Origin of the sequence: Bacillus sp. ME78, from assembly GCF_903970865.1 — a bacterium.
GTDB lineage: Bacteria > Bacillota > Bacilli > Bacillales > Bacillaceae_G > Bacillus_A > Bacillus_A cereus.
The window spans coordinates 32510-51378 of the sequence record NZ_CAJCKK010000014.1 but is presented as its reverse complement, the minus strand read 5'-3'; the positions used below and the strand labels follow the sequence as shown (position 1 = coordinate 51378).

Here is an 18869-nt window from a genome sequence, read left to right as displayed (position 1 = left end):
GGATATGTTGCCCGGTGCGCAAAAAAGAGATGCAATCTATTACTAATAGATTGCATCTCTTTTTTAGTTTGCTCGCTCTGCATGTTCATAAGCTTTCTCACCATGCATCGAAATATCAAGTCCCATATGTTCCTCGTGCTCATCTACCCGAACAGGGAGGAAGAAGTTAATAACTTTAATAATGGCATAAGTCATTATTATTGTGAATGCATATGTTGCTCCAATTGCTACCAGTTGTTTAAACAGTAAAGCGGCATTTCCGTAAAATAATCCGTTTGCACCATCTCCGTTTATGGTAGTGGTTGCAAATAGTCCTGTTGCAATACCGCCCCAAGTTCCTCCGATGCCGTGGCATCCAAAGGCATCAAGTGTATCGTCATACCCGAATTTTGTTTTTAAGAAGAAAACGGCGCCAAAGCATAATATACCACCAATTGCTCCGATAAGAAGAGCGGAGAAAGGTGTAACGAACCCGCAAGCTGGTGTAATAGCGACTAGACCAGAAACAACTCCGCAAGCAGCTCCCATCGCAGTCGGTTTTGATTGGAAGAACCATTCAGAAAGCATCCAAGTTAGAGCGGAGGCAGCAGCGGCTATATTTGTATTAATAAATGCAGTTAAAGCTACGTCGTTTAAGGATAATGCGCTGCCGACGTTAAAACCGAACCAGCCAAACCATAATAAGCCTGCGCCTAACATTGTAAATGGCAAATGGTGAGGAGAAGAACCATTTATGTTTTTTCGTTTTCCAAGGAAAATAGCTAATACAAGACCAGCAACTCCGGAAGTGATGTGAACGACGTTTCCGCCAGCGAAGTCTAGTGCCCCAAGTTCCCTTAGCCACCCGCCGACGCCCCATACCCAATGAGCGACAGGATTGTAAACGATCGTTGTCCATAGAAGGATAAAAATAAGAAAGGCAGAAAATCGCATTCTTTCAGCGAATGCACCTGAAATTAAAGCTGGAGTTAAAATGGCGAACATGAGTTGAAACATCATGAATAAATTGTGAGGAATAGTAGATGAGTAGTCTGGATTTGGTGCGTAGGTAACTCCGTTTAGCCCGAACCAATCAAGTGTACCGATAATCCCGTGCCAATCTGGTCCGAATGATAAAGAATAGCCGATAACAATCCATTGAATCGAAACGATAGCCATTGCGCTATAACTATGCATCGTTGTACTGAGTACATTTTTGCTGCGAACCATACCTCCATAAAAAAGTGCCAATCCTGGTGTCATTAACATGACCATTACTGTCGTTACAAACATAAAAACCGTATCTCCCATATTCATGATTTTCCCTCCTGTAATGTTAGAAAAAATAACATCATTTTGTTATGTTTCATATCATATTCGAAATTAAACTAAAAATCAACTAAAAATTCATAAAATTATATAAATGATGTTAGGAAATCTAACATGTATTATTTTGTGAGGGTTGAAATCGACATATGCGTTTCATTCAGAAAATTGGTATAATATTCTTACAATTAAAAAACTTGGGGGATGCGTGTGGGAAAAATACGGACTAGGAAACTATTCATTTGTTTTTGCTTAGCTGTTGTTTTGTTTGTACCAATACATACTTTTGCAGACGAAAAAAGAGAGTGGCGAGACGAAGTTATCTATTCCATTATGATTGATCGCTTCAATAATGGAGAACCGAAAAATGACAAACAGTTAGAAGTTGGTAATTTAGAAGGGTATCAAGGCGGGGATATAAGAGGAATTATAAAAAGGTTGGATTACATAAAAGAAATGGGTTTTACTACCGTTATGCTTTCGCCACTTTTTGAAAGTGGAAAGTACGATGGATTAGACGTGCGAAATTTTAAAAAGGTAAATGAACATTTCGGGACAGAAAATGATGTGAAAGAACTTGTAAAAGAAGCTCAGGCAAAAGGAATGAAAGTTGTATTTCAATTTCCGCTTGGAGAAAACGAACAACAGGTAATTGACGCAATGAAATGGTGGATAAAAGAAGTTGATTTAGACGGAAGCTATGTTATACATAGTGAAAAAAAGCCGCGTTCCTTTTGGGATAACGCGCAAAAAGATATGCAAGTGATAAAGAAAGATTTTCGTATTATGACAAAGGAGGATAGCGAATACAACGAAAAAATAGTAGAATCGTTTTCCAAAGCGGATGTATCGGTGAAATCGTTATACGATGTGAGTAAAAAAGAAGGGGAATTTGTTACGTTTTTAGATGATCAAGAAACAAAAAGATATGCGCGTATTGCAAAAGAAAATATGTATTATCCGCCATCACGTTTAAAACTGGCGCTTACATATTTGTTAACATCACCTGGGATTCCGAATTTTTATTACGGAACTGAAATTGCATTAGATGGAGGAAGTGTACCCGATAATAGACGATTAATGGATTTTAAGTCAGACGAAAAATTTATGCAGCACATAACAAAACTAGGTGAACTTAGGCAGGCGAGACCGTCTTTACGACGCGGTACGTTTGAGCTTCTGTATGATAAGAGCGGGATGAGCATACTAAAACGAAAATATAAAGATGAAGTAACTTTAGTAGCAATTAATAATACGAAAGAAACACAAAAAGTCTCCTTACCTGCAAGTGCAATTGGTGAAAAACAAGAGTTAAGAGGATTGTTGCAGGATGAAATTATAAGAGAGGAAAACGGAAAATTTTATCTCGTTTTAAAGCGTGAAGAATCAAACGTGTATAAAGTTAACAGAGAAACAGGTGTGAATTGGTTATTTATCTCCTTAATCGTTGGTGTGAATGTATTATTTATTGCGTTTTTAATTGCAGTTAAAAGGAAACGTAGATGAGATGAGAAGTTACGCACTCTATGTTCATGTCTTCTTATTGGATTTGTAAGTTTGTTCGGTGGGGCCAGGTTAGGGAGAAAGTCTTCTTCCTAGCCTGTTTTTGTGTCAATACGGATAGAGAAAGACCTTTGAAACAAACAATAATTGCAACTATATTAATTTTACATTACATTAAAAGTTAGAGAATACTCTTATACTAATATAGTACTAAATAGTAGGTGGGAAAATGGAATTTTACGATTTGGGTATTACCATTAAAGAGCTTAGAATTAAAAAAAATATATCACAATCCGAATTATGTCATGGAATATGTTCGCAAAGTCAAATTAGCAAAATAGAAAAAGGTATGATTTATCCATCTAGTATATTGTTATATCAATTATCAGAAAGACTTGGTATTGACCCAAATAATATATTTGCATTAACTCAAAACAAAAAGTTAAAATATGTAGAAAATGTAAAATGTGTAATAAAAGATTGCTTAAAGCAAAAACAATATAAAGAACTTTATGAAATCGTGAAAAAAGAGAAAGATGAAAAAAATTTTCAGGCAAAAGAAGATAAACAATTTCTCCTATGGCATGAAGCAATTGCTGTATTTGAGGTGAACAGATCCATAAAAACTGCTTTAAAGCTTTTAAATAATGCATTAAAACTAACTTTAACCAATGTTGATTTTTTATCAGAAAGAGAAATAGATATTATGCAGACAATGTCTATATTTTATGCGGAAAATAAAGAATATGATAAAAGTATTACTATATTAGGAAGATGTTTAACTAATTTTAATAAGTTAGATTTTCCGAGAGATAAAGCGATTAAATTAAAAATCATTTTTAATTTAGCGAAATGTTTAGGTATGACCTATCAATATGAAGAAGCGGTAAAATACATTGATAAGGGCATCAAATTAGCTATTAATCTAAATACTCTATACTTATTAGGTGAACTTTACTATTTAAAAGGATGGAATTTATTAAGATTTAAACAACAGAATGAAGAAGATATTGCAAATAACATGAAAAAAGCATTATTTATATTTGAACTAACAGAAAAAGAAAATCTGATAAAAATGGTTAAAGAAAAATATTTTGAAAACCAAACTGAAAAAAGCCACTCATAATACATTTGGAAATCACTTGAAATATAATAAAACCTACAGGGGAAATCCCTGTAGGTTTTACACTTATAAACTTGCTTCTAAAATATTAGTGTTTAATATAAATTTTTGAATAAGAGTTTACTTAGTGTACTTTTTATTTTGAAGTCTGCATCTTTATTAACAATTTATGCTTCTTTTTAATTACATCCAAATATTGTTAAGATTGAGATGATTCAAGTCGGAGGAAGGCACTTTGAGGTGTCTTTTTTTTATGACCTTTATCATTAACTATTTAATGTTTTTTAAATGATTACATGACATATTTTTTTTGTACCAAGCTTTGTTGATACAGTTAGACTTATCCGTTAGTGTATTCGTATTATTAGAACATCCTACAGTATTTAGGGAGAATGTGGCCAATAAAAACCATAATATTAATTTCTTCAAATAACCACTTCTAACTCTTTTTTTATTAACATTTTTTTAAATACTTATTAATTTTACATTACATTAAAGGTTGGAAAATATTCTTATACTCATAAATTGTTACGTTTTGGCGAGGAGAGGAATTATGAGTTATAGCAATTTTTAAGATGACTTTGGCCTAGGATGTAATTACTAAGAAAAGTAATTCAAATCGAAGGGAAAACGTCTTAAGGTGTCTTTTCCTTATTTTCAATTTACTTAGCGATTTTTACCGCACATACCCTTTTTTCTATGGTTTGTTCTTGTAATATTGTCTCTACAAGACAAAAAGAAAACTCCTCTAATTAAGAGGAGTTTTCTTTTTAGCGGTAGTTAATGAACTGTACGTCGATTGGTAAATCAGCGCTACGAACAGCTGCGATTACGGCTTGTAAGTCATCACGGCTTTTCGCTGTAACACGTACTTGATCGTCTTGTACTTGTGTTTTTACTTTTAATTTCATTTCTTTAATGATGTTGTTAATTTTTTTAGCGTTATCTTTATCGATACCTTGTTGAAGTGTTGCACGTTGGCGAACAGTGTTGCCAGTTGCAGCTTCAACTTTTCCGTAATCTAAGTTCTTAATTGGAACGTTACGTTTTACAAGTTTAGAAATTAAAACGTCTTTTACTTGGTCTAATTTGAACTCGTCGTCAGAAGTTAAAACTAGTACTTCTTTTTCTAATTTAATATCACTTTTACTTCCTTTAAAGTCATATCGGTTTTGGATTTCTTTTAATGCGATATTAATTGCGTTTGTTACTTCAGGTAATTCTACTTTCGAAACGATGTCAAAAGAACTATCTTTTGCCATAGTTAGCACCTCCAAATAAATTTCTAATCTTGTTATGTACTGTACATACTAAAGTATAGCTGAAAACGAGTCTAGACTTAAGTGTTTTCGTACTTATATTCATGGAACCTCATTTTATTATAGTGAATTTTGGGCAGTTGGACAAATACAGGAAAAATCATGTTATAATTAACTTTTGTTTGGAATGATAAAAAAGATAATTTTATATATATAGAAGGGAATTAAAAAATATGTATTTGCAAATAGGATCGATTGAACAGGTAACTGTTTTACGCGAAACGGAAATCGGATATATGGTTGGGAATGAAGAAGAAGAAATTTTCCTACATAAAAACGAAGTAGCTGGAGAAATTGAAGAAGGCGATACGATTGATGTATTCTTATACCTTGATCACCAAAATCGTATTTCAGCAACAATGAAGGAACCGATTATTACAACTTATGATTGGAACTGGGTAAAGGTTGTAGAAGTCATTCCTAGTTTAGGTGTGTTTGTTGATATTGGTGTGTCAAAAGATATACTAATTCCAGCTGATGAGTTCCCGATTTATATGCCAGTATGGCCAGAAGTAGGCGACGAATTATATTGTACGTTAAAATTAACGAATCGTGATCGTTTAATTGCTCTTCCGGCAAGAGACAGTGATATGCAAGAAATTATCGTAGATGCAACGCCATCTATGCGTAATAAAAACGTAAATGGACGTGTATATCGTTCGCTTCAAGTTGGTTCATTCATACTAACTGATGAGCATTTCCGTGCTTTCTTACACCATACAGAAAGAAAAGAACAAGTTCGCATCGGTGAGCGTGTAACGGGCCGTATTATTGACGTGAAAGATGATGGTACAATTAACATTTCACTTCTTCCTCGTAAAGAAGAAGGAATGGAAGACGATGCGGCAGTAATTTATGCATATATGGAAGAACGAGGCGGAGCAATGCCGTTTTGGGATAAGAGCCATCCGGAAGATATTAAAGAACGCTTTAACATGAGTAAAGCTGCATTTAAGCGCGCACTTGGTAAATTGATGAAAGAAGAAAAAGTTTACCAAGAAGAAGGTTGGACTTACTTTAAGAAATAAGATAGAAGATTAAAAAGCACAACCTTATTTAAAAAGATAAGGTTGTGCTTTTTTAATTTCCTTGCGGTGAAACAAGAGTAAACGTATCTTTCAAATCACTATCATTTATTTTAATATTTGCCTTTTTTAATTCCTCTTGTAACAATTTTTTGCTGAATACAGGATCAGCAGTACGTTCTTCCTCTAAGTTTTTGCGAATAGAGTCTTTCACTTCATCATAAGGCTTTAAAGCTTTTTTATCAGTTAATTTAATAACGTGATAACCGTTTGATGATTTTACGGGATTGCTAATTTGTCCAACATTTAGTTTGTAGGCAGCGGTTTCGAATTCAGGAGCCATTGTACCTGAATTGAAGTATCCAAGGTCTCCACCTTTATCTTTTGATAGCAGATCTTGTGATTCTTGTTTTGCTAATTCTTCAAATGAAGCACCAGCATCTAGTTTACTCTTTATTTCTTTCGCTTCATTTTCGTCACTTACTAAAATGTGACTCGCTTTAATTTCTGGCTTATAGTGGTCTTTTACGTCTTTTTCTGTAATGCTTTTCTTAATCGCTTCATTCATAGCAAGTTTGAACTTAATTTGATTTTTGAAATCCTCTTCATCTTTTAAACCATAATTTTCTAATACTTTTTTGAATTGATCTCCATATTGTTTTTTTACTTTTTCTACTTCTTTATTTACCTCTTCATCAGGTACTTTATATTTTTTTGTGATGACGTCTTGTGCCATCATTTCGTATAGCATGTCTTTTCCGTAACGATCTTTCAATTGTTTTTCGAAGTCGTCCTTCGTAACAGTCGAGTCTGTTGCTGTGGCGACTGTAGCTGATCCGTTTTTTTGTCCGCAAGCAGATAGCATCAATATACTTATTAGTGCAGTAATAATGAAAATATGTTTCCCTCTCATGCCAACACCTCATCCGAATATGTTATCGCTATTGTAGAATATAGAAGTGAACATGAAGTGAATTTTTAATGTTTTTTTCCTTTAAAATGTAAAAAAGTACATCAACATAATTGTTGATGTACGATGGAATCAAAGGTGATCGGTCTTTTTAGAGTATGCACGTTTACCTTGCTGAATATTTTTTTGCTCTTGCTCATTTTTTTGTGTGCGTTTTGCATTATTATCGCGTGCTTTTTTGTCGTTATCACTCGTATGTGGCATATGTATCAACTCCATTTCTAAACGTTGTACGTTTATCATTTCCTTTTTCGTAAAGACTATGTATAGAGGTGCATTTATGAAGGGTAAAGGTGGATTCGAAATGGATTTGAAGTTGAATTATACTGAACTTATAAAGAAGTTAATCGTTGTAATCATCGCAGGTTTATTAAACGCGATTGGGATGAATTTATTTTTAACGCCAGCGAAAGTGTATGCGAGCGGCTTTGCTGGATTGTCTCAATTATTATCACAAATATTAGGTGATTTTTTATCGATTCACATATCTACGGGAGTATTGTTTAGCTTATTTAATATTCCTGTCGTTATTTTAGCGTGGAAAAAGGTTGGAAAGGCCTTCACCTTTTTTAGTTTTCTTTGTGTTATATTTATGACTTTGTTTCTAGAAATCATCCCTGTTAGAGCGGTTTCGAATGATATCATATTAAATGCGATTTTTGGCGGGATTATTTCGGCAATTGGAGTAGGGATTGCTTTAAAGTGGGGTGCTTCTACAGGTGGATTAGATATTATCGCCATGATTTTATCAAAAATAAAAGATAAGCCTGTCGGTACATACTTTTTCTTTTTTAATGCAATTATCATTATCGCTGCTGGCTATGTATATGGATGGGAAAAAGCGTTATATACGTTAGTGACTTTATATGTATCGACGAGAATTATTGATGCAATTCATACTCGTCATGTAAAGATTACAGCATTAATTGTTACGAAGAATGGGGCGGACGTAAGAAAGGCGATTCACTCGCGATTAGTAAGAGGAATTACAACGATACCAGCAACAGGTGCTTATACGAATGAAAATAAAGAAATGTTAATGATGGTTATTACCCGTTACGAGTTATACGAATTGGAGAGGATTATTAAACAAGTGGACCCAGGTGCATTTACAAATATACTGCAAACAGTTGGGGTGTTCGGATTGTTTCGGAAAGATTAAAGAGGACCGAAGTTGGTCCTCTTTTTTAATGTACATTCGTAATGTTTTGCAATTGCTCTTGCATTTCACGGAGCTGAACTTTTTCAGCAGTTGAAGAGTTTGCGTAAGCAGATTGCAAAGCATTTTTTGCTCTATATACGAGATCTTGTTGCTCAGTACCGCTTGAACAAGATACGGCATTTTCAACAGCATTTCTAGCTTGTTGGAATAGTAAGTTCCCCATTTAAACCCCTCCAAAAGAAGAGTTACTTCTTGCCTTTTCTGCCTCAGCTAATGTACCTCTGTACGGGAATCTTGCATCATGCTTCATAACAGCATCGGCTCCTTGTTGGATAAAACGCTTTGATTTGTTCTTTTTACCCATTCGAAAAACCCCCTTTATTTAGCTGAAAACAATCGACGCGATGTCTCTTGCGTCTACTTATAGTATGGACATTTGGCAGGAAACTATAAGTAGGGAATTTTTAGATTACAACCCAAGAACCTCTTCTAAATATAAAGCAATTCCATCTTCTTCGTTCGTTAACGTCGTATGGTTTGCGAGTGATTTTAATTCAGGGATGGCATTCCCCATTGCGATGCCGTGACCAGCAAATTCAATCATTTCAAAATCATTATCTTCGTCACCGAAAGCGATAATTCGCTCTTGTGGAATGTTGTAATGACTAGAAATTTTTTGTAATCCAATCGCTTTATTTAATCCGCTTTTCACAATCTCAATAATCGGCCAAGGTGCGCCCCATTTTCTATGATCGATTACTTCCGCGTGCATATCCGTTAAATGTTGACGAATTGCAGTGGAATGCTCGTCATGTGCATCAATTAATAAGCAAGTTGGATGATCGTTTAAAATATTTAATAAGTCTCCCGTAAAAATCTTAGGAGAGCCGAATTCGAAAATATGTTTTTTATCTTCATCAATTTCTCGAACATACACATCGTCCATTACTTCCGCGTATATATTTTTTACGCCGAAATCAAAGCAAGCTCGTACAATTTCTTGCGCTGTTGCTAGCTCAAGAGGAGAGTGATGTGTTCCCCAGCTTGTATCAAGAGGATGATGTACGTAAGCACCGTTAAAGTTTACGATAGGTGTGTTAAGAGCAAGTTCTTTATAGTAATCATAACTAGCACGGAATGGACGTCCTGTTGAAATAACAACAATATGTCCCTGTTCCTTTGCTTTTGCAATTGTATGTTTCGTTCGAGTGGAAATTATTTTGTTGTCTGTTAATAAAGTACCGTCTAAGTCTAATGCGATTAAATGTTGTTTGTTCATAATTTCACCTCTTATAATAATTTTTTTGTATCTATCTGTATTTCCGTTTTTAATATGCAGAAATAAGAGGTTAGACTCGGTGAAATCACCATAGATGGAAATTTCACTATATATCCATCTTACGTCTCAAAGTGCTGCGGTGTCTACTATTTATCGTTGGAAATTAAGAAAAGTCAACATCTTTTTAGAAAGTTCAAACAATGTTTCTTTCATTATGTACAAATTGTGAAAAGGGTTACATTGCCCGTGTGATGAGACTTATAATGAACATGTAATCTTCTCGTATATGTTTGACTCTCCTTTGAAACTAGCCTAGAGTAGGTTGGTTTCTTTTTTTTCTACAAGTAGGAAAGAAATCCCTGCTTACGCTTGTGTCATTCATATATATGTACAAGAACGAGATGTAGTACTGTTTCCTAAACATGACAGAAAACCTTTCTTTTAAAATGGATATACTAATGAGGCAAAGACGTCATGGAAGGAGAATGAAAATGGGACAAAATCGCAGGTTTCGTTCTGGACAAAAAGCGCCGAATGATGGTATTTATGTAGAAATTGGTGAAACGGGAAGTATGGTGAAAAATCCGCAAATGGTACAATTAACTGCCGGTGAAAAGTTTCCAGATAATACGAATCATAACCGTCAGTGGACATATAAAAGAAAACCGTAACAGAAGCCGCAATCGTTATTGCGGCTTTTTTGTCGTTACACATTATAATTTCATTTACCGTATTTTTAAAACAATATAATGAATGCTTCCTTTTTCTTTTTCCAATAATAAGTTTGAAAATACATAGGCAAAATTATTGTATAAAAAAGTCAGTTGGCGTATAATCAAATCAAAGGTCAAAGAAAGTCAAACTTTTGGAGGGCTGTAAAGATGGACTTAAATCAAATGACAACAAAAACACAAGAGGCGATTATGAGTGCCCAATCTTTAGCGGTATCTCATCATCACCAAGAGGTGGATACTGTTCATCTATTACTTGCATTATTAGAAGAGCAAGATGGATTAGCAGTACGTATATTTCAAAAAATGAATGTTGATATAGAAGCGTTAAAGCAAGGCGCTGAAAGCTTAATTAAAAAGAAACCTTCTGTAACGGGAAGCGGTGCAGAAGTTGGAAAATTGTATGTAACGAGCGCTCTGCAACAACTGCTTGTAAGAGCAGGGGAAGAAGCAGAAAAACTGCAGGATGATTACATTTCAGTCGAACATGTATTGCTTGCTTTTTCCGAAGAAAAAGGCGATATAGATCAATTATTTGCAAGATTGCATATTACGAAAGATAACTTATTACAGTCTTTAATGACAGTTCGGGGGAATCAAAGAGTGACTAGTCAAAATCCAGAAGCAACTTATGAAGCGTTAGAAAGATATGGCCGTGATTTAGTGGCAGAAGTGAGAGCCGGGAAAATTGATCCTGTTATCGGCCGAGATAGTGAAATTCGACGCGTTATCCGCATTCTTTCACGTAAAACGAAAAACAATCCTGTTTTAATTGGTGAGCCAGGTGTTGGTAAAACAGCAATCGTTGAAGGATTAGCACAGCGTATTGTGAAAAAGGATGTACCTGAAGGATTGAAAGATAGAACGATTTTTGCGTTAGATATGAGTGCGCTCGTAGCAGGTGCGAAATTCCGTGGTGAGTTCGAAGAGCGTCTGCAAGCTGTATTAAATGAAATTAAAAAGAGTGAAGGACGCATTTTATTATTCATTGATGAACTTCATACAATCGTTGGAGCTGGTAAAACAGAAGGTGCGATGGATGCAGGAAATATGTTAAAACCGATGCTTGCTCGTGGTGAACTGCATTGTATCGGGGCGACAACATTAGATGAATATCGTAAATATATTGAAAAAGATCCAGCACTAGAAAGACGTTTCCAACAAGTATTAGCAGCAGAACCAACTGTTGAAGATACGATTTCCATATTACGTGGATTAAAAGAACGCTTTGAAATTTATCACGGTGTAAATATTCATGACCGTGCGATTGTAGCAGCGTCAGTTTTATCAGATCGATATATTTCAGATCGCTTCTTACCGGATAAAGCGATTGACCTTGTTGATGAAGCGTGCGCAACAATTCGTACAGAAATCGATTCTATGCCGACAGAATTAGATGAAGTAACGCGTCGTATTATGCAGCTGGAAATTGAAGAAGCGGCTCTTGGAAAAGAAACGGATCGTGGTAGCCAAGAGCGTCTAAAAACATTGCAACGTGAATTATCGGATTTAAAAGAAGTTGCAAGTGGTATGAGAGCGAAATGGGAGAAAGAAAAAGAAGACATTCACAAAGTTCGTGACTTACGTGAACATTTAGAACGTCTGCGCCGTGAATTAGAAGAAGCAGAAGGTAATTACGATTTAAATAAAGCAGCCGAACTTCGTCATGGGAAAATTCCTGCAATCGAAAAAGAATTAAAAGAAGCGGAAGAAATGGGCGCGCATAATAAAGAAGAAAATCGTTTATTACGTGAGGAAGTAAGTGAAGAAGAAATTGCAGATATTGTTTCACGCTGGACTGGTATTCCTGTTGCTAAACTTGTTGAAGGCGAACGTGAGAAATTACTACGCTTAGAGCAAATCTTATCAGAGCGTGTCATCGGACAAGAGGAAGCAGTAAGCCTAGTATCAGACGCGGTTCTTCGTGCACGCGCTGGTATTAAAGACCCGAATCGTCCAATTGGTTCCTTCATTTTCTTAGGCCCTACGGGTGTTGGTAAAACAGAACTTGCAAAAACGTTAGCGCAGTCTTTATTCGATAGTGAAGAGCAAATGATTCGTATTGACATGTCTGAGTATATGGAGAAACACGCTGTGTCACGCTTAATTGGTGCGCCTCCTGGATATGTAGGATATGAAGAGGGCGGTCAATTAACAGAAGCGGTAAGACGTAAACCATATTCAGTTATTTTGTTAGACGAAATCGAAAAAGCACATCCAGAAGTATTCAACATTTTATTACAAATGTTAGATGATGGACGCATTACAGATTCACAAGGAAGAACAGTAGACTTTAAAAACACAGTTATTATTATGACTTCAAATATTGGATCTGCTCATTTACTAGAGGGATTAGAAGAAGATGGTTCGATTAAAGAGGAATCAAGAGACCTTGTAATGGGGCAATTAAGAGGACATTTCCGCCCTGAATTTTTAAACCGTGTTGATGAAATTATTTTATTCAAACCTCTTACAACGAATGAAATTAAAGGCATTGTTGATAAAATTGTAAAAGAACTACAAGGCCGTCTAGCTGACCGTCACATTACAGTAGAATTAACAGATGCAGCAAAAGAATTTGTTGTAGAAGCTGGTTTCGATCCAATGTACGGAGCTCGTCCGTTAAAACGATACGTACAACGTCAAGTGGAAACGAAATTAGCAAGAGAATTAATTGCAGGAACAATTACAGACAATAGTCACGTAGTTGTTGATGTAGAAAATAACGAATTAGTCGTTCATGTGAAATAAAAATAAAAAAAGAGTTCGGATAAAATCCGGACTCTTTTTTAGTGTTGTTCTACTGGCTCGTTTGGAATTGCAGCTGAAATTGCGAGTACTAATACAGCAAGAACAACTGAGAAAATAGACGCTTGGTTAAAGTCGTATGTACCGCCAGTCATAGAGCCAATTACGTAGCTCATCATATGTACAAGTAAGAACGACCAAATTAATGCCCAAATGAAACGCATATTTTACACCTCTATTCGTTCAATCTGTCCTTATTGTAACACAATTGAAAAAAGAATATAGAAAAATATTTGTAGATTTTTCAACGCAAATTTGCATTCCGTTCATACATTATAAAAGAGTGGTTTTATATGTTTAGAAAATAAGGCGGGGGAAAAATGAGTATTACGGAACGTTTTTTTTACTTAGAAAAAGAACCATGTGTCATTTATTTACCGGAGAAGCCAAATGGATTTTCTGTTATGCTCCTCGGTGATTATAACTACTTTATTGAGAATGGTACAAGTTTATGGACACAACATGCGGGTAAATCTTATTTCTTACATGGTCTTATTGAGCAAGGCTACACGGTCTTTTCCTCTAATTTATACGGAAGACATTGGGGGAACGATCAATCTGTTCGTCTGGCAAAACGTTTATATGATGTTGTTTTGAGAAAAGAGACGTTAAATGCGAAGATGCACATTATGGCAGATGGTATGGGAGCGCTTGTGGCACTTGAAATGATGAACAAATATCCTGAATGTATTCGTTCTGTTGTTATGTTAAATCCGTGTTTAGATTTACCAGAATATGTGGGTTTTGAGAAAGAGCATAAGTTTTTTTACAAGAGACTCGTGAAGGAATTAAGTTTGGCGTATGATTCCAAAGAAGAAGAATTAGATTTAAAAATAAATAAGAAATCATTTACGCTTCTTCCATCTTGTGTACCTGTTAAAATTTTCGTATCAACACAAGAAAAAAGAGGAAGAAAACAGCAGTTGCGGAGATATGAGAAAATGAGGCAATTAAATCAATGTGATACTTCTGTCTTATTCCATCTGCAAGATGTGAAATATAAAATGGTTAGGCAAACGACCGATTTCTTTAAAAAATATGAAGAAGAATTGTGAAGCTCCCATATACATAAATGAGGAGCTATTTGTTTCAAAGGGAAAGGGTTGGTGGTATGGAACGCGTGCTGATAATAGGTGCACTTACGTTTGTAGGTTATCACCTTGTGAATAAAATGATCGTAGAAGAAGTAGAAGTGTATGGTCTTGATTTTGATGAATTCGATAGTATGACCAAAATTAATGAAGAGAAGTTATTGTTAATTGGGCGAAATGCGTTATTTACGTATTATTCGATAAGAGATGAAGATGGATGGAGATCGGTAGAGGAAGAGAGATTCGATACTGTCTACTTTTGCTTATATGAGCCAAATCAGCAATGTGGATTTCGGAATGAAAGAGTCATATTACAATATTTAAAGCGAATTATAAGAATGTGTGAAGAACAAAAAGTGAAGTTAAATTTAATTTCTTCTATTGAAGTAAGTAGTACAGGTGAATCCGAAAATAAGCGACTATTTTTGAAAGTAGAAGAAGGGTTGAAAAAAGGGAATTTAAAATATAGTGTATTTCGAGTTCCTACATTATATGGACCGTGGCAACCATCCTTTATGATGTATCATCAGCTCATTTTATCAGAATTAGACGAGAAAGAGTGCCGTTGTACGAGTGAGGAAAAAGGAAGTGATTTACTTTATATTGAAGATGTATGTGAATACTTATGGGAAAATGGAACGAACGGGGCGCATCTTGGTATATACAATTTACTTAGTGGTAAACAGTCATTATGGGAAAAAGGTATGAATCTTTTACGCGCGGATGATAAAGTAAATAAAAATAATAATGAAATAAGAGATGAGGCTATTGAAGTCATTTCGATAAAAAGAAATACTCCGTTAGAATACGGTTTAAATAAGCAACTGGCACACATGAAAAAATATAAAGAGTTATACGAAGAGTAGCACGCGTGTTACACTATTGTATGTGAAAGTTTTAATGGAGAGGAAGAGTATAATATGAACGAAAAAAGCATGCAGTTTTTACAAATCGCAATGAAGCATTTACCGGAAGCGAAGGCAATTTTAGATGATAACGGAATTGCACTTGATATGGAGAAGGCACAGCCGGTGTTAGAGTTGTTAATGAAAGTTATGAACGAAGCTTATGAGCTTGGGAAAGCAGATAAAGAATAAAATCCTTCTTTTTTGATGGAGGGGAGGCTCGAATCGTGAGTAGAAGCGGTTCGGGCCTTTTTATTTGGAATGAAACACGAAAAGGTATGATTCTGTTTCTTTTAATGAAAAATAAAGTGGATAATGCGTTAGCTTTCTGTTTTATGCGAAATATATTCTAGACAAAAATACATTTATGTTTTAAAATTAGTACCAAGTCATAATAATTGATATAAAACGGAGGGCTGCGATGTGAACGTGGGCATTTTAGGGATCGGAAGATATGTGCCAGAAAAAGTAGTCACAAATCACGATTTAGAGAAAATAATGGATACATCCGATGAATGGATTCGTACGAGAACGGGAATTGCAGAAAGACGCATTGCCGATGATACAATAGATACTTCATATATGGCCGTAGAGGCTGCAAAAAAAGCACTTGAAGATGCAGGGGTTAGCGGAGAAGATATCGATCTTATTTTAGTGGCGACAGTAACACCAGATCGTGCGTTTCCAGCAGTAGCTTGTGTCATTCAAGAAGCGATTGGAGCGAAACATGCAGCTGCAATGGATGTAGGTGCAGCATGCGCTGGCTTTATGTACGGAATGATTACAGCGCAGCAATTTATTCAAACGGGGACTTATAAAAACGTATTAGTAGTTGGTAGTGATAAGCTATCTAAAATTGTAGACTGGAATGATCGAAATACAGCGGTATTATTTGGAGACGGAGCCGGTGCTATCGTAATGGGAGCAGTTTCAGAAGGAAGAGGCGTTCTATCTTTCGAATTAGGAGCAGACGGAAGCGGCGGTAAGCATCTATATCAAGACGAGTATGTTATGATGAATGGCAGAGAAGTCTTTAAATTTGCCGTTCGTCAACTTGGTGAATCTTGTCTTCGCGTGCTGGATAAGGCTGGTCTTACAAAAGAGGATGTAGATTTCTTAGTACCGCATCAAGCGAATATTCGTATTATGGAATCTGCAAGAGAGAGATTAAATTTACCACAAGAAAAAATGAGTATGACAATTGAAAAGTTTGGTAATACATCAGCTTCTTCAATTCCGATTGCAATGGTAGAGGAATTGCAAAATGGACGTATTCAAGATGGTGATTTAATTATACTTGTTGGTTTTGGCGGCGGATTAACATGGGGAGCAGTCGCTCTTCGTTGGGGTAAATAAGGACTGAGAGAAAAAAAGGAGTGTATTTTGTATGGAAAAAAAGAGGGTCGTAATTACAGGACTAGGAGCTGTTACACCGGTCGGAACAGATGTTGAAACAGCATGGGAAAACATTAAAAAGGGTGTATCTGGAATCGGGCGACTTACAAGAATTGATCCAGAACTATTTCCAGCAAAAGTAGCAGCGGAAATTAACGACTTTGAAGTCGAGAAATATATTGATAAAAAAGAAGCGCGCCGTATGGACCGCTTTACACAATATGCAGTAGCAGCAGCGAAAATGGCAGTTGCAGATGCAAAGCTTGAAATTACAGAAGAAAATGGACCTCGAATTGGTGTATGGATTGGATCTGGTATTGGTGGTATGGAAACATACGAAGAACAATTTAAGATTTTTACTGAGAAAGGCCCGCGCCGCGTGAGTCCATTCTTCGTACCGATGATGATTCCAGATATGGCAGCAGGCCAAGTATCAATTGCAACAGGAGCAAAAGGAATTAACACTTGTTCTGTAACGGCTTGTGCATCTGGTGCAAACTCAATTGGTGATGCATTTAAAGCAATTCAGCGTGGTGATGCTGATGCAATGATTACAGGTGGAGCAGAAGCGCCGCTAACAAGTATGGCATTCGCAGGATTTAGCTCAGCGAAAGCATTAACATTTAATGAAGACCCAGCAACGGCTTGCCGTCCGTTTGATAAAAACCGTAGCGGTTTCGTAATGGGTGAAGGTTCAGGTATTTTAATTCTTGAAGAATTAGAGCACGCATTAGCTCGTGGTGCTCACATTTACGCGGAAATCGCTGGTTACGGTGCAACTGGTGATGCATTCCATATTACAATGCCTGCTCCTGGTGGTGAAGGCGGAGTGCGTGCAATGCGTCAAGCTTTAGCTGATGCAGGCCTACAGCCAGAAGATATTGATTACATTAATGCGCATGGTACAAGTACGGATGCGAATGAAAAATATGAAACGATGGCAATTAAAGAAACTTTCGGTGAGCATGCGTATAAAGTAGCAATTAGCTCAACGAAATCAATGACAGGTCACTTATTAGGAGCAGCTGGTGCTGTTGAAGCGATTTTCTCTATTAAATCAATTACAGACGGAGTAATTCCTCCAACAATTAACTATGAGACACCAGATCCAGAATGTGACTTAGATTACGTACCGAATCAAGCGAGACACCAAGAAGTAAATGCAGTATTAAGTAACTCATTAGGATTCGGTGGTCATAACGCAGTGTTAGTATTTAAATCGTATAAATAATAGATAAAATAAGGAGTTTTTCCGCATTATATTGCGAAAAAACTCCTTATTTATTTTTACGTCTTTTTCTCCTGTAGCATATACATAAGAAAAAGGAGGGATAAAGATGGGGATTGTTGAAACAGCTGAATGGCTACATTTATATTATGGACGGCCAGAGAAACTTTGTGAGAAATTTACGAAGTATATTCCGTTGCCAAAAGAAAGGTTGTATCGCTTTTTAATTTCAAAAGGGATGTATCGCCCGATCATGCGCGGGGAAAAGGAAATTAAAGAATTAGAGGAAAAGGAAATTTGGAAAGAGTTGAGCCTGGAGTATGATAAATTGAAAAATTGGTTGAAAGGTCCGGATGTCCCTGTCTTTATTTTATTATCAGATTCCTATAATCGAACTGTGCAAGAAGAGTATAACGGTAGGGCTGGATTATCTATGCGTCATGTTATTTTCTTATTCGTATGTGGACGGAATTCGGTAGAAGAATTAAAAGTGTTATTGGCGCATGAATACCATCACATATGCAGGTTACATCAAATTGAGACGAAAGAAACAGAATATACATTACTTGATACAATGATTATGGAAGGGCTAGCTGAGCAAGCAGTGACGGAAAGATATTCAGAAAAAAACAATGCACCGTGGACGGCGTATCTTTCAAAAGAAGAGGCTATTTATTATTGGAAAAATGTTGTACATGAAAGAATAAGTATAAAACGAGGAACAAGGGAACATGACATCTTATTAAATGGCTTTCACTCTTATCCGAAGATGCTTGGCTATGCGCTTGGATTTCATATTGTCAAAGATTGTGTAACTTTGGAAGGAGAAGATACACTTTCTTTATTATCTATAGATGCAAAAGAAATATTGAATAAAGCAAATACATTTCATATATAAAAAAACAGGGGCTCTATTTCCTGTTTTTTTTAGTATTAATAGAAGAAAAAATAATAATTAGAATATATTTCCTCAAGTGGAATAAAGTTAAGCAAAAATGAACATAATGATTGGTACAAACAGTAGT

Annotated in this window: 20 protein-coding genes; 12 read left to right on the top strand and 8 right to left on the bottom strand. The window is 35.8% G+C overall.

Translation table 11 applies throughout. The features are described 5' to 3' along the window. Nucleotides 1-63 precede the first annotated feature (63 nt). Complete coding sequence (locus H6481_RS16485) at nucleotides 64-1296, bottom strand: ammonium transporter (protein WP_001055850.1); 1233 nt, start codon at nucleotides 1294-1296, stop codon at nucleotides 64-66. 213 nt (nucleotides 1297-1509) lie between these two features. Between H6481_RS16485 and H6481_RS16480 the strand changes: the two genes are divergently transcribed. Both H6481_RS16480 and H6481_RS16475 read left to right on the top strand, forming a co-directional pair. After that, nucleotides 1510-2811, top strand: a complete 1302-nt coding sequence (locus H6481_RS16480) for an alpha-amylase family glycosyl hydrolase (protein WP_078400954.1) — start codon at nucleotides 1510-1512, stop codon at nucleotides 2809-2811. A 226-nt stretch (nucleotides 2812-3037) separates the two neighbouring features. Next, entirely contained in the window at nucleotides 3038-3934 is an 897-nt protein-coding gene (locus tag H6481_RS16475) for a helix-turn-helix domain-containing protein (protein WP_000397875.1), read from the top strand. 767 nt (nucleotides 3935-4701) lie between these two features. Here the strand turns inward: H6481_RS16475 and H6481_RS16470 are convergent. Beyond that, nucleotides 4702-5193, bottom strand: coding sequence for a YajQ family cyclic di-GMP-binding protein (locus H6481_RS16470; RefSeq protein WP_001040146.1), 492 nt, complete (start codon nucleotides 5191-5193; stop codon nucleotides 4702-4704). A gap of 230 nt (nucleotides 5194-5423) precedes the next feature. On the opposite strand from H6481_RS16470, the gene H6481_RS16465 reads away from it, so the two are divergent. Continuing rightward, on the top strand, nucleotides 5424-6278 hold the full coding sequence (locus tag H6481_RS16465) for a S1-like domain-containing RNA-binding protein (protein WP_000281259.1): 855 nt from the start codon (nucleotides 5424-5426) through the stop codon (nucleotides 6276-6278). 52 nt (nucleotides 6279-6330) lie between these two features. Here the strand turns inward: H6481_RS16465 and prsA are convergent, their stop codons facing one another. Both prsA and H6481_RS16455 read right to left on the bottom strand, forming a co-directional pair. Then, entirely contained in the window at nucleotides 6331-7188 is an 858-nt protein-coding gene (gene prsA, locus H6481_RS16460) for a peptidylprolyl isomerase PrsA (RefSeq protein WP_097987120.1), read from the bottom strand. A gap of 129 nt (nucleotides 7189-7317) precedes the next feature. Further along, nucleotides 7318-7449: a DUF3941 domain-containing protein gene (locus H6481_RS16455; RefSeq protein ID WP_001120851.1), complete on the bottom strand. Its 132-nt coding sequence runs from the start codon at nucleotides 7447-7449 to the stop codon at nucleotides 7318-7320. Between the two features lie 100 nt (nucleotides 7450-7549). Between H6481_RS16455 and H6481_RS16450 the strand changes: the two genes are divergently transcribed. Then, nucleotides 7550-8407: a YitT family protein gene (locus H6481_RS16450; protein ID WP_000364431.1), complete on the top strand. Its 858-nt coding sequence runs from the start codon at nucleotides 7550-7552 to the stop codon at nucleotides 8405-8407. Between the two features lie 25 nt (nucleotides 8408-8432). Here the strand turns inward: H6481_RS16450 and H6481_RS16445 are convergent, their stop codons facing one another. From H6481_RS16445 to H6481_RS16435, 3 genes are all read right to left on the bottom strand, one after another. Beyond that, complete coding sequence (locus tag H6481_RS16445; RefSeq protein ID WP_089170600.1) at nucleotides 8433-8630, bottom strand: DUF3813 domain-containing protein; 198 nt, start codon at nucleotides 8628-8630, stop codon at nucleotides 8433-8435. Continuing rightward, a complete protein-coding gene (locus tag H6481_RS16440) occupies nucleotides 8631-8771 on the bottom strand; it encodes a hypothetical protein (protein WP_000516816.1) in 141 nt (46 codons plus the stop codon). A gap of 105 nt (nucleotides 8772-8876) precedes the next feature. Then, complete coding sequence (locus tag H6481_RS16435; protein ID WP_097987121.1) at nucleotides 8877-9686, bottom strand: Cof-type HAD-IIB family hydrolase; 810 nt, start codon at nucleotides 9684-9686, stop codon at nucleotides 8877-8879. A 491-nt stretch (nucleotides 9687-10177) separates the two neighbouring features. Here H6481_RS16435 and H6481_RS16430 point away from each other — a divergent pair, with 491 nt between their 5' ends. After that, nucleotides 10178-10357, top strand: coding sequence for a YjzC family protein (locus H6481_RS16430; protein ID WP_000531422.1), 180 nt, complete (start codon nucleotides 10178-10180; stop codon nucleotides 10355-10357). A gap of 210 nt (nucleotides 10358-10567) precedes the next feature. Beyond that, complete coding sequence (clpB, locus tag H6481_RS16425) at nucleotides 10568-13168, top strand: ATP-dependent chaperone ClpB (RefSeq protein ID WP_182812371.1); 2601 nt, start codon at nucleotides 10568-10570, stop codon at nucleotides 13166-13168. Nucleotides 13169-13206: 38 nt separating this feature from the next. Here the strand turns inward: clpB and H6481_RS16420 are convergent, their stop codons facing one another. Next, nucleotides 13207-13389, bottom strand: coding sequence for a YjzD family protein (locus H6481_RS16420; RefSeq protein ID WP_001211116.1), 183 nt, complete (start codon nucleotides 13387-13389; stop codon nucleotides 13207-13209). 156 nt (nucleotides 13390-13545) lie between these two features. On the opposite strand from H6481_RS16420, the gene H6481_RS16415 reads away from it, so the two are divergent. From H6481_RS16415 to H6481_RS16390, 6 genes are all read left to right on the top strand, one after another. Next, nucleotides 13546-14280: a hydrolase gene (locus tag H6481_RS16415; protein ID WP_000028690.1), complete on the top strand. Its 735-nt coding sequence runs from the start codon at nucleotides 13546-13548 to the stop codon at nucleotides 14278-14280. Nucleotides 14281-14309: 29 nt separating this feature from the next. Next, a complete protein-coding gene (locus tag H6481_RS16410) occupies nucleotides 14310-15182 on the top strand; it encodes an NAD(P)-dependent oxidoreductase (protein WP_071731606.1) in 873 nt (290 codons plus the stop codon). Between the two features lie 54 nt (nucleotides 15183-15236). Continuing rightward, entirely contained in the window at nucleotides 15237-15413 is a 177-nt protein-coding gene (locus H6481_RS16405) for a ComZ family protein (protein ID WP_001986215.1), read from the top strand. A gap of 231 nt (nucleotides 15414-15644) precedes the next feature. Continuing rightward, the gene (fabH, locus tag H6481_RS16400) at nucleotides 15645-16577 is read left to right on the top strand and encodes a beta-ketoacyl-ACP synthase III (protein ID WP_001100533.1); all 933 of its coding nucleotides are present in this window, start codon (nucleotides 15645-15647) and stop codon (nucleotides 16575-16577) included. Between the two features lie 31 nt (nucleotides 16578-16608). Then, nucleotides 16609-17847, top strand: coding sequence for a beta-ketoacyl-ACP synthase II (fabF, locus tag H6481_RS16395; RefSeq protein ID WP_000412656.1), 1239 nt, complete (start codon nucleotides 16609-16611; stop codon nucleotides 17845-17847). A 106-nt stretch (nucleotides 17848-17953) separates the two neighbouring features. Further along, nucleotides 17954-18742: a DUF2268 domain-containing putative Zn-dependent protease gene (locus H6481_RS16390; protein ID WP_053565023.1), complete on the top strand. Its 789-nt coding sequence runs from the start codon at nucleotides 17954-17956 to the stop codon at nucleotides 18740-18742. Nucleotides 18743-18869: the final 127 nt, after the last annotated feature.

Bases quoted from the DNA above. Each gene is read 5' to 3' on its own strand.
- H6481_RS16470 (WP_001040146.1), bottom strand. From the start codon at position 5,193: ATGGCAAAAGATAGTTCTTTTGACATCGTTTCGAAAGTAGAATTACCT.
- H6481_RS16405 (WP_001986215.1), top strand. From the start codon at position 15,237: ATGAACGAAAAAAGCATGCAGTTTTTACAAATCGCAATGAAGCATTTA.
- H6481_RS16420 (WP_001211116.1), bottom strand. From the start codon at position 13,389: ATGCGTTTCATTTGGGCATTAATTTGGTCGTTCTTACTTGTACATATG.
- prsA (WP_097987120.1), bottom strand. From the start codon at position 7,188: ATGAGAGGGAAACATATTTTCATTATTACTGCACTAATAAGTATATTG.
- H6481_RS16445 (WP_089170600.1), bottom strand. From the start codon at position 8,630: ATGGGGAACTTACTATTCCAACAAGCTAGAAATGCTGTTGAAAATGCC.
- H6481_RS16430 (WP_000531422.1), top strand. From the start codon at position 10,178: ATGGGACAAAATCGCAGGTTTCGTTCTGGACAAAAAGCGCCGAATGAT.
- H6481_RS16455 (WP_001120851.1), bottom strand. From the start codon at position 7,449: ATGCCACATACGAGTGATAACGACAAAAAAGCACGCGATAATAATGCA.
- H6481_RS16435 (WP_097987121.1), bottom strand. From the start codon at position 9,686: ATGAACAAACAACATTTAATCGCATTAGACTTAGACGGTACTTTATTA.
- H6481_RS16465 (WP_000281259.1), top strand. From the start codon at position 5,424: ATGTATTTGCAAATAGGATCGATTGAACAGGTAACTGTTTTACGCGAA.
- H6481_RS16415 (WP_000028690.1), top strand. From the start codon at position 13,546: ATGAGTATTACGGAACGTTTTTTTTACTTAGAAAAAGAACCATGTGTC.
- H6481_RS16480 (WP_078400954.1), top strand. From the start codon at position 1,510: ATGCGTGTGGGAAAAATACGGACTAGGAAACTATTCATTTGTTTTTGC.
- fabF (WP_000412656.1), top strand. From the start codon at position 16,609: ATGGAAAAAAAGAGGGTCGTAATTACAGGACTAGGAGCTGTTACACCG.
- H6481_RS16440 (WP_000516816.1), bottom strand. From the start codon at position 8,771: ATGGGTAAAAAGAACAAATCAAAGCGTTTTATCCAACAAGGAGCCGAT.
- clpB (WP_182812371.1), top strand. From the start codon at position 10,568: ATGGACTTAAATCAAATGACAACAAAAACACAAGAGGCGATTATGAGT.
- H6481_RS16485 (WP_001055850.1), bottom strand. From the start codon at position 1,296: ATGAATATGGGAGATACGGTTTTTATGTTTGTAACGACAGTAATGGTC.
- H6481_RS16450 (WP_000364431.1), top strand. From the start codon at position 7,550: ATGGATTTGAAGTTGAATTATACTGAACTTATAAAGAAGTTAATCGTT.
- H6481_RS16475 (WP_000397875.1), top strand. From the start codon at position 3,038: ATGGAATTTTACGATTTGGGTATTACCATTAAAGAGCTTAGAATTAAA.
- H6481_RS16390 (WP_053565023.1), top strand. From the start codon at position 17,954: ATGGGGATTGTTGAAACAGCTGAATGGCTACATTTATATTATGGACGG.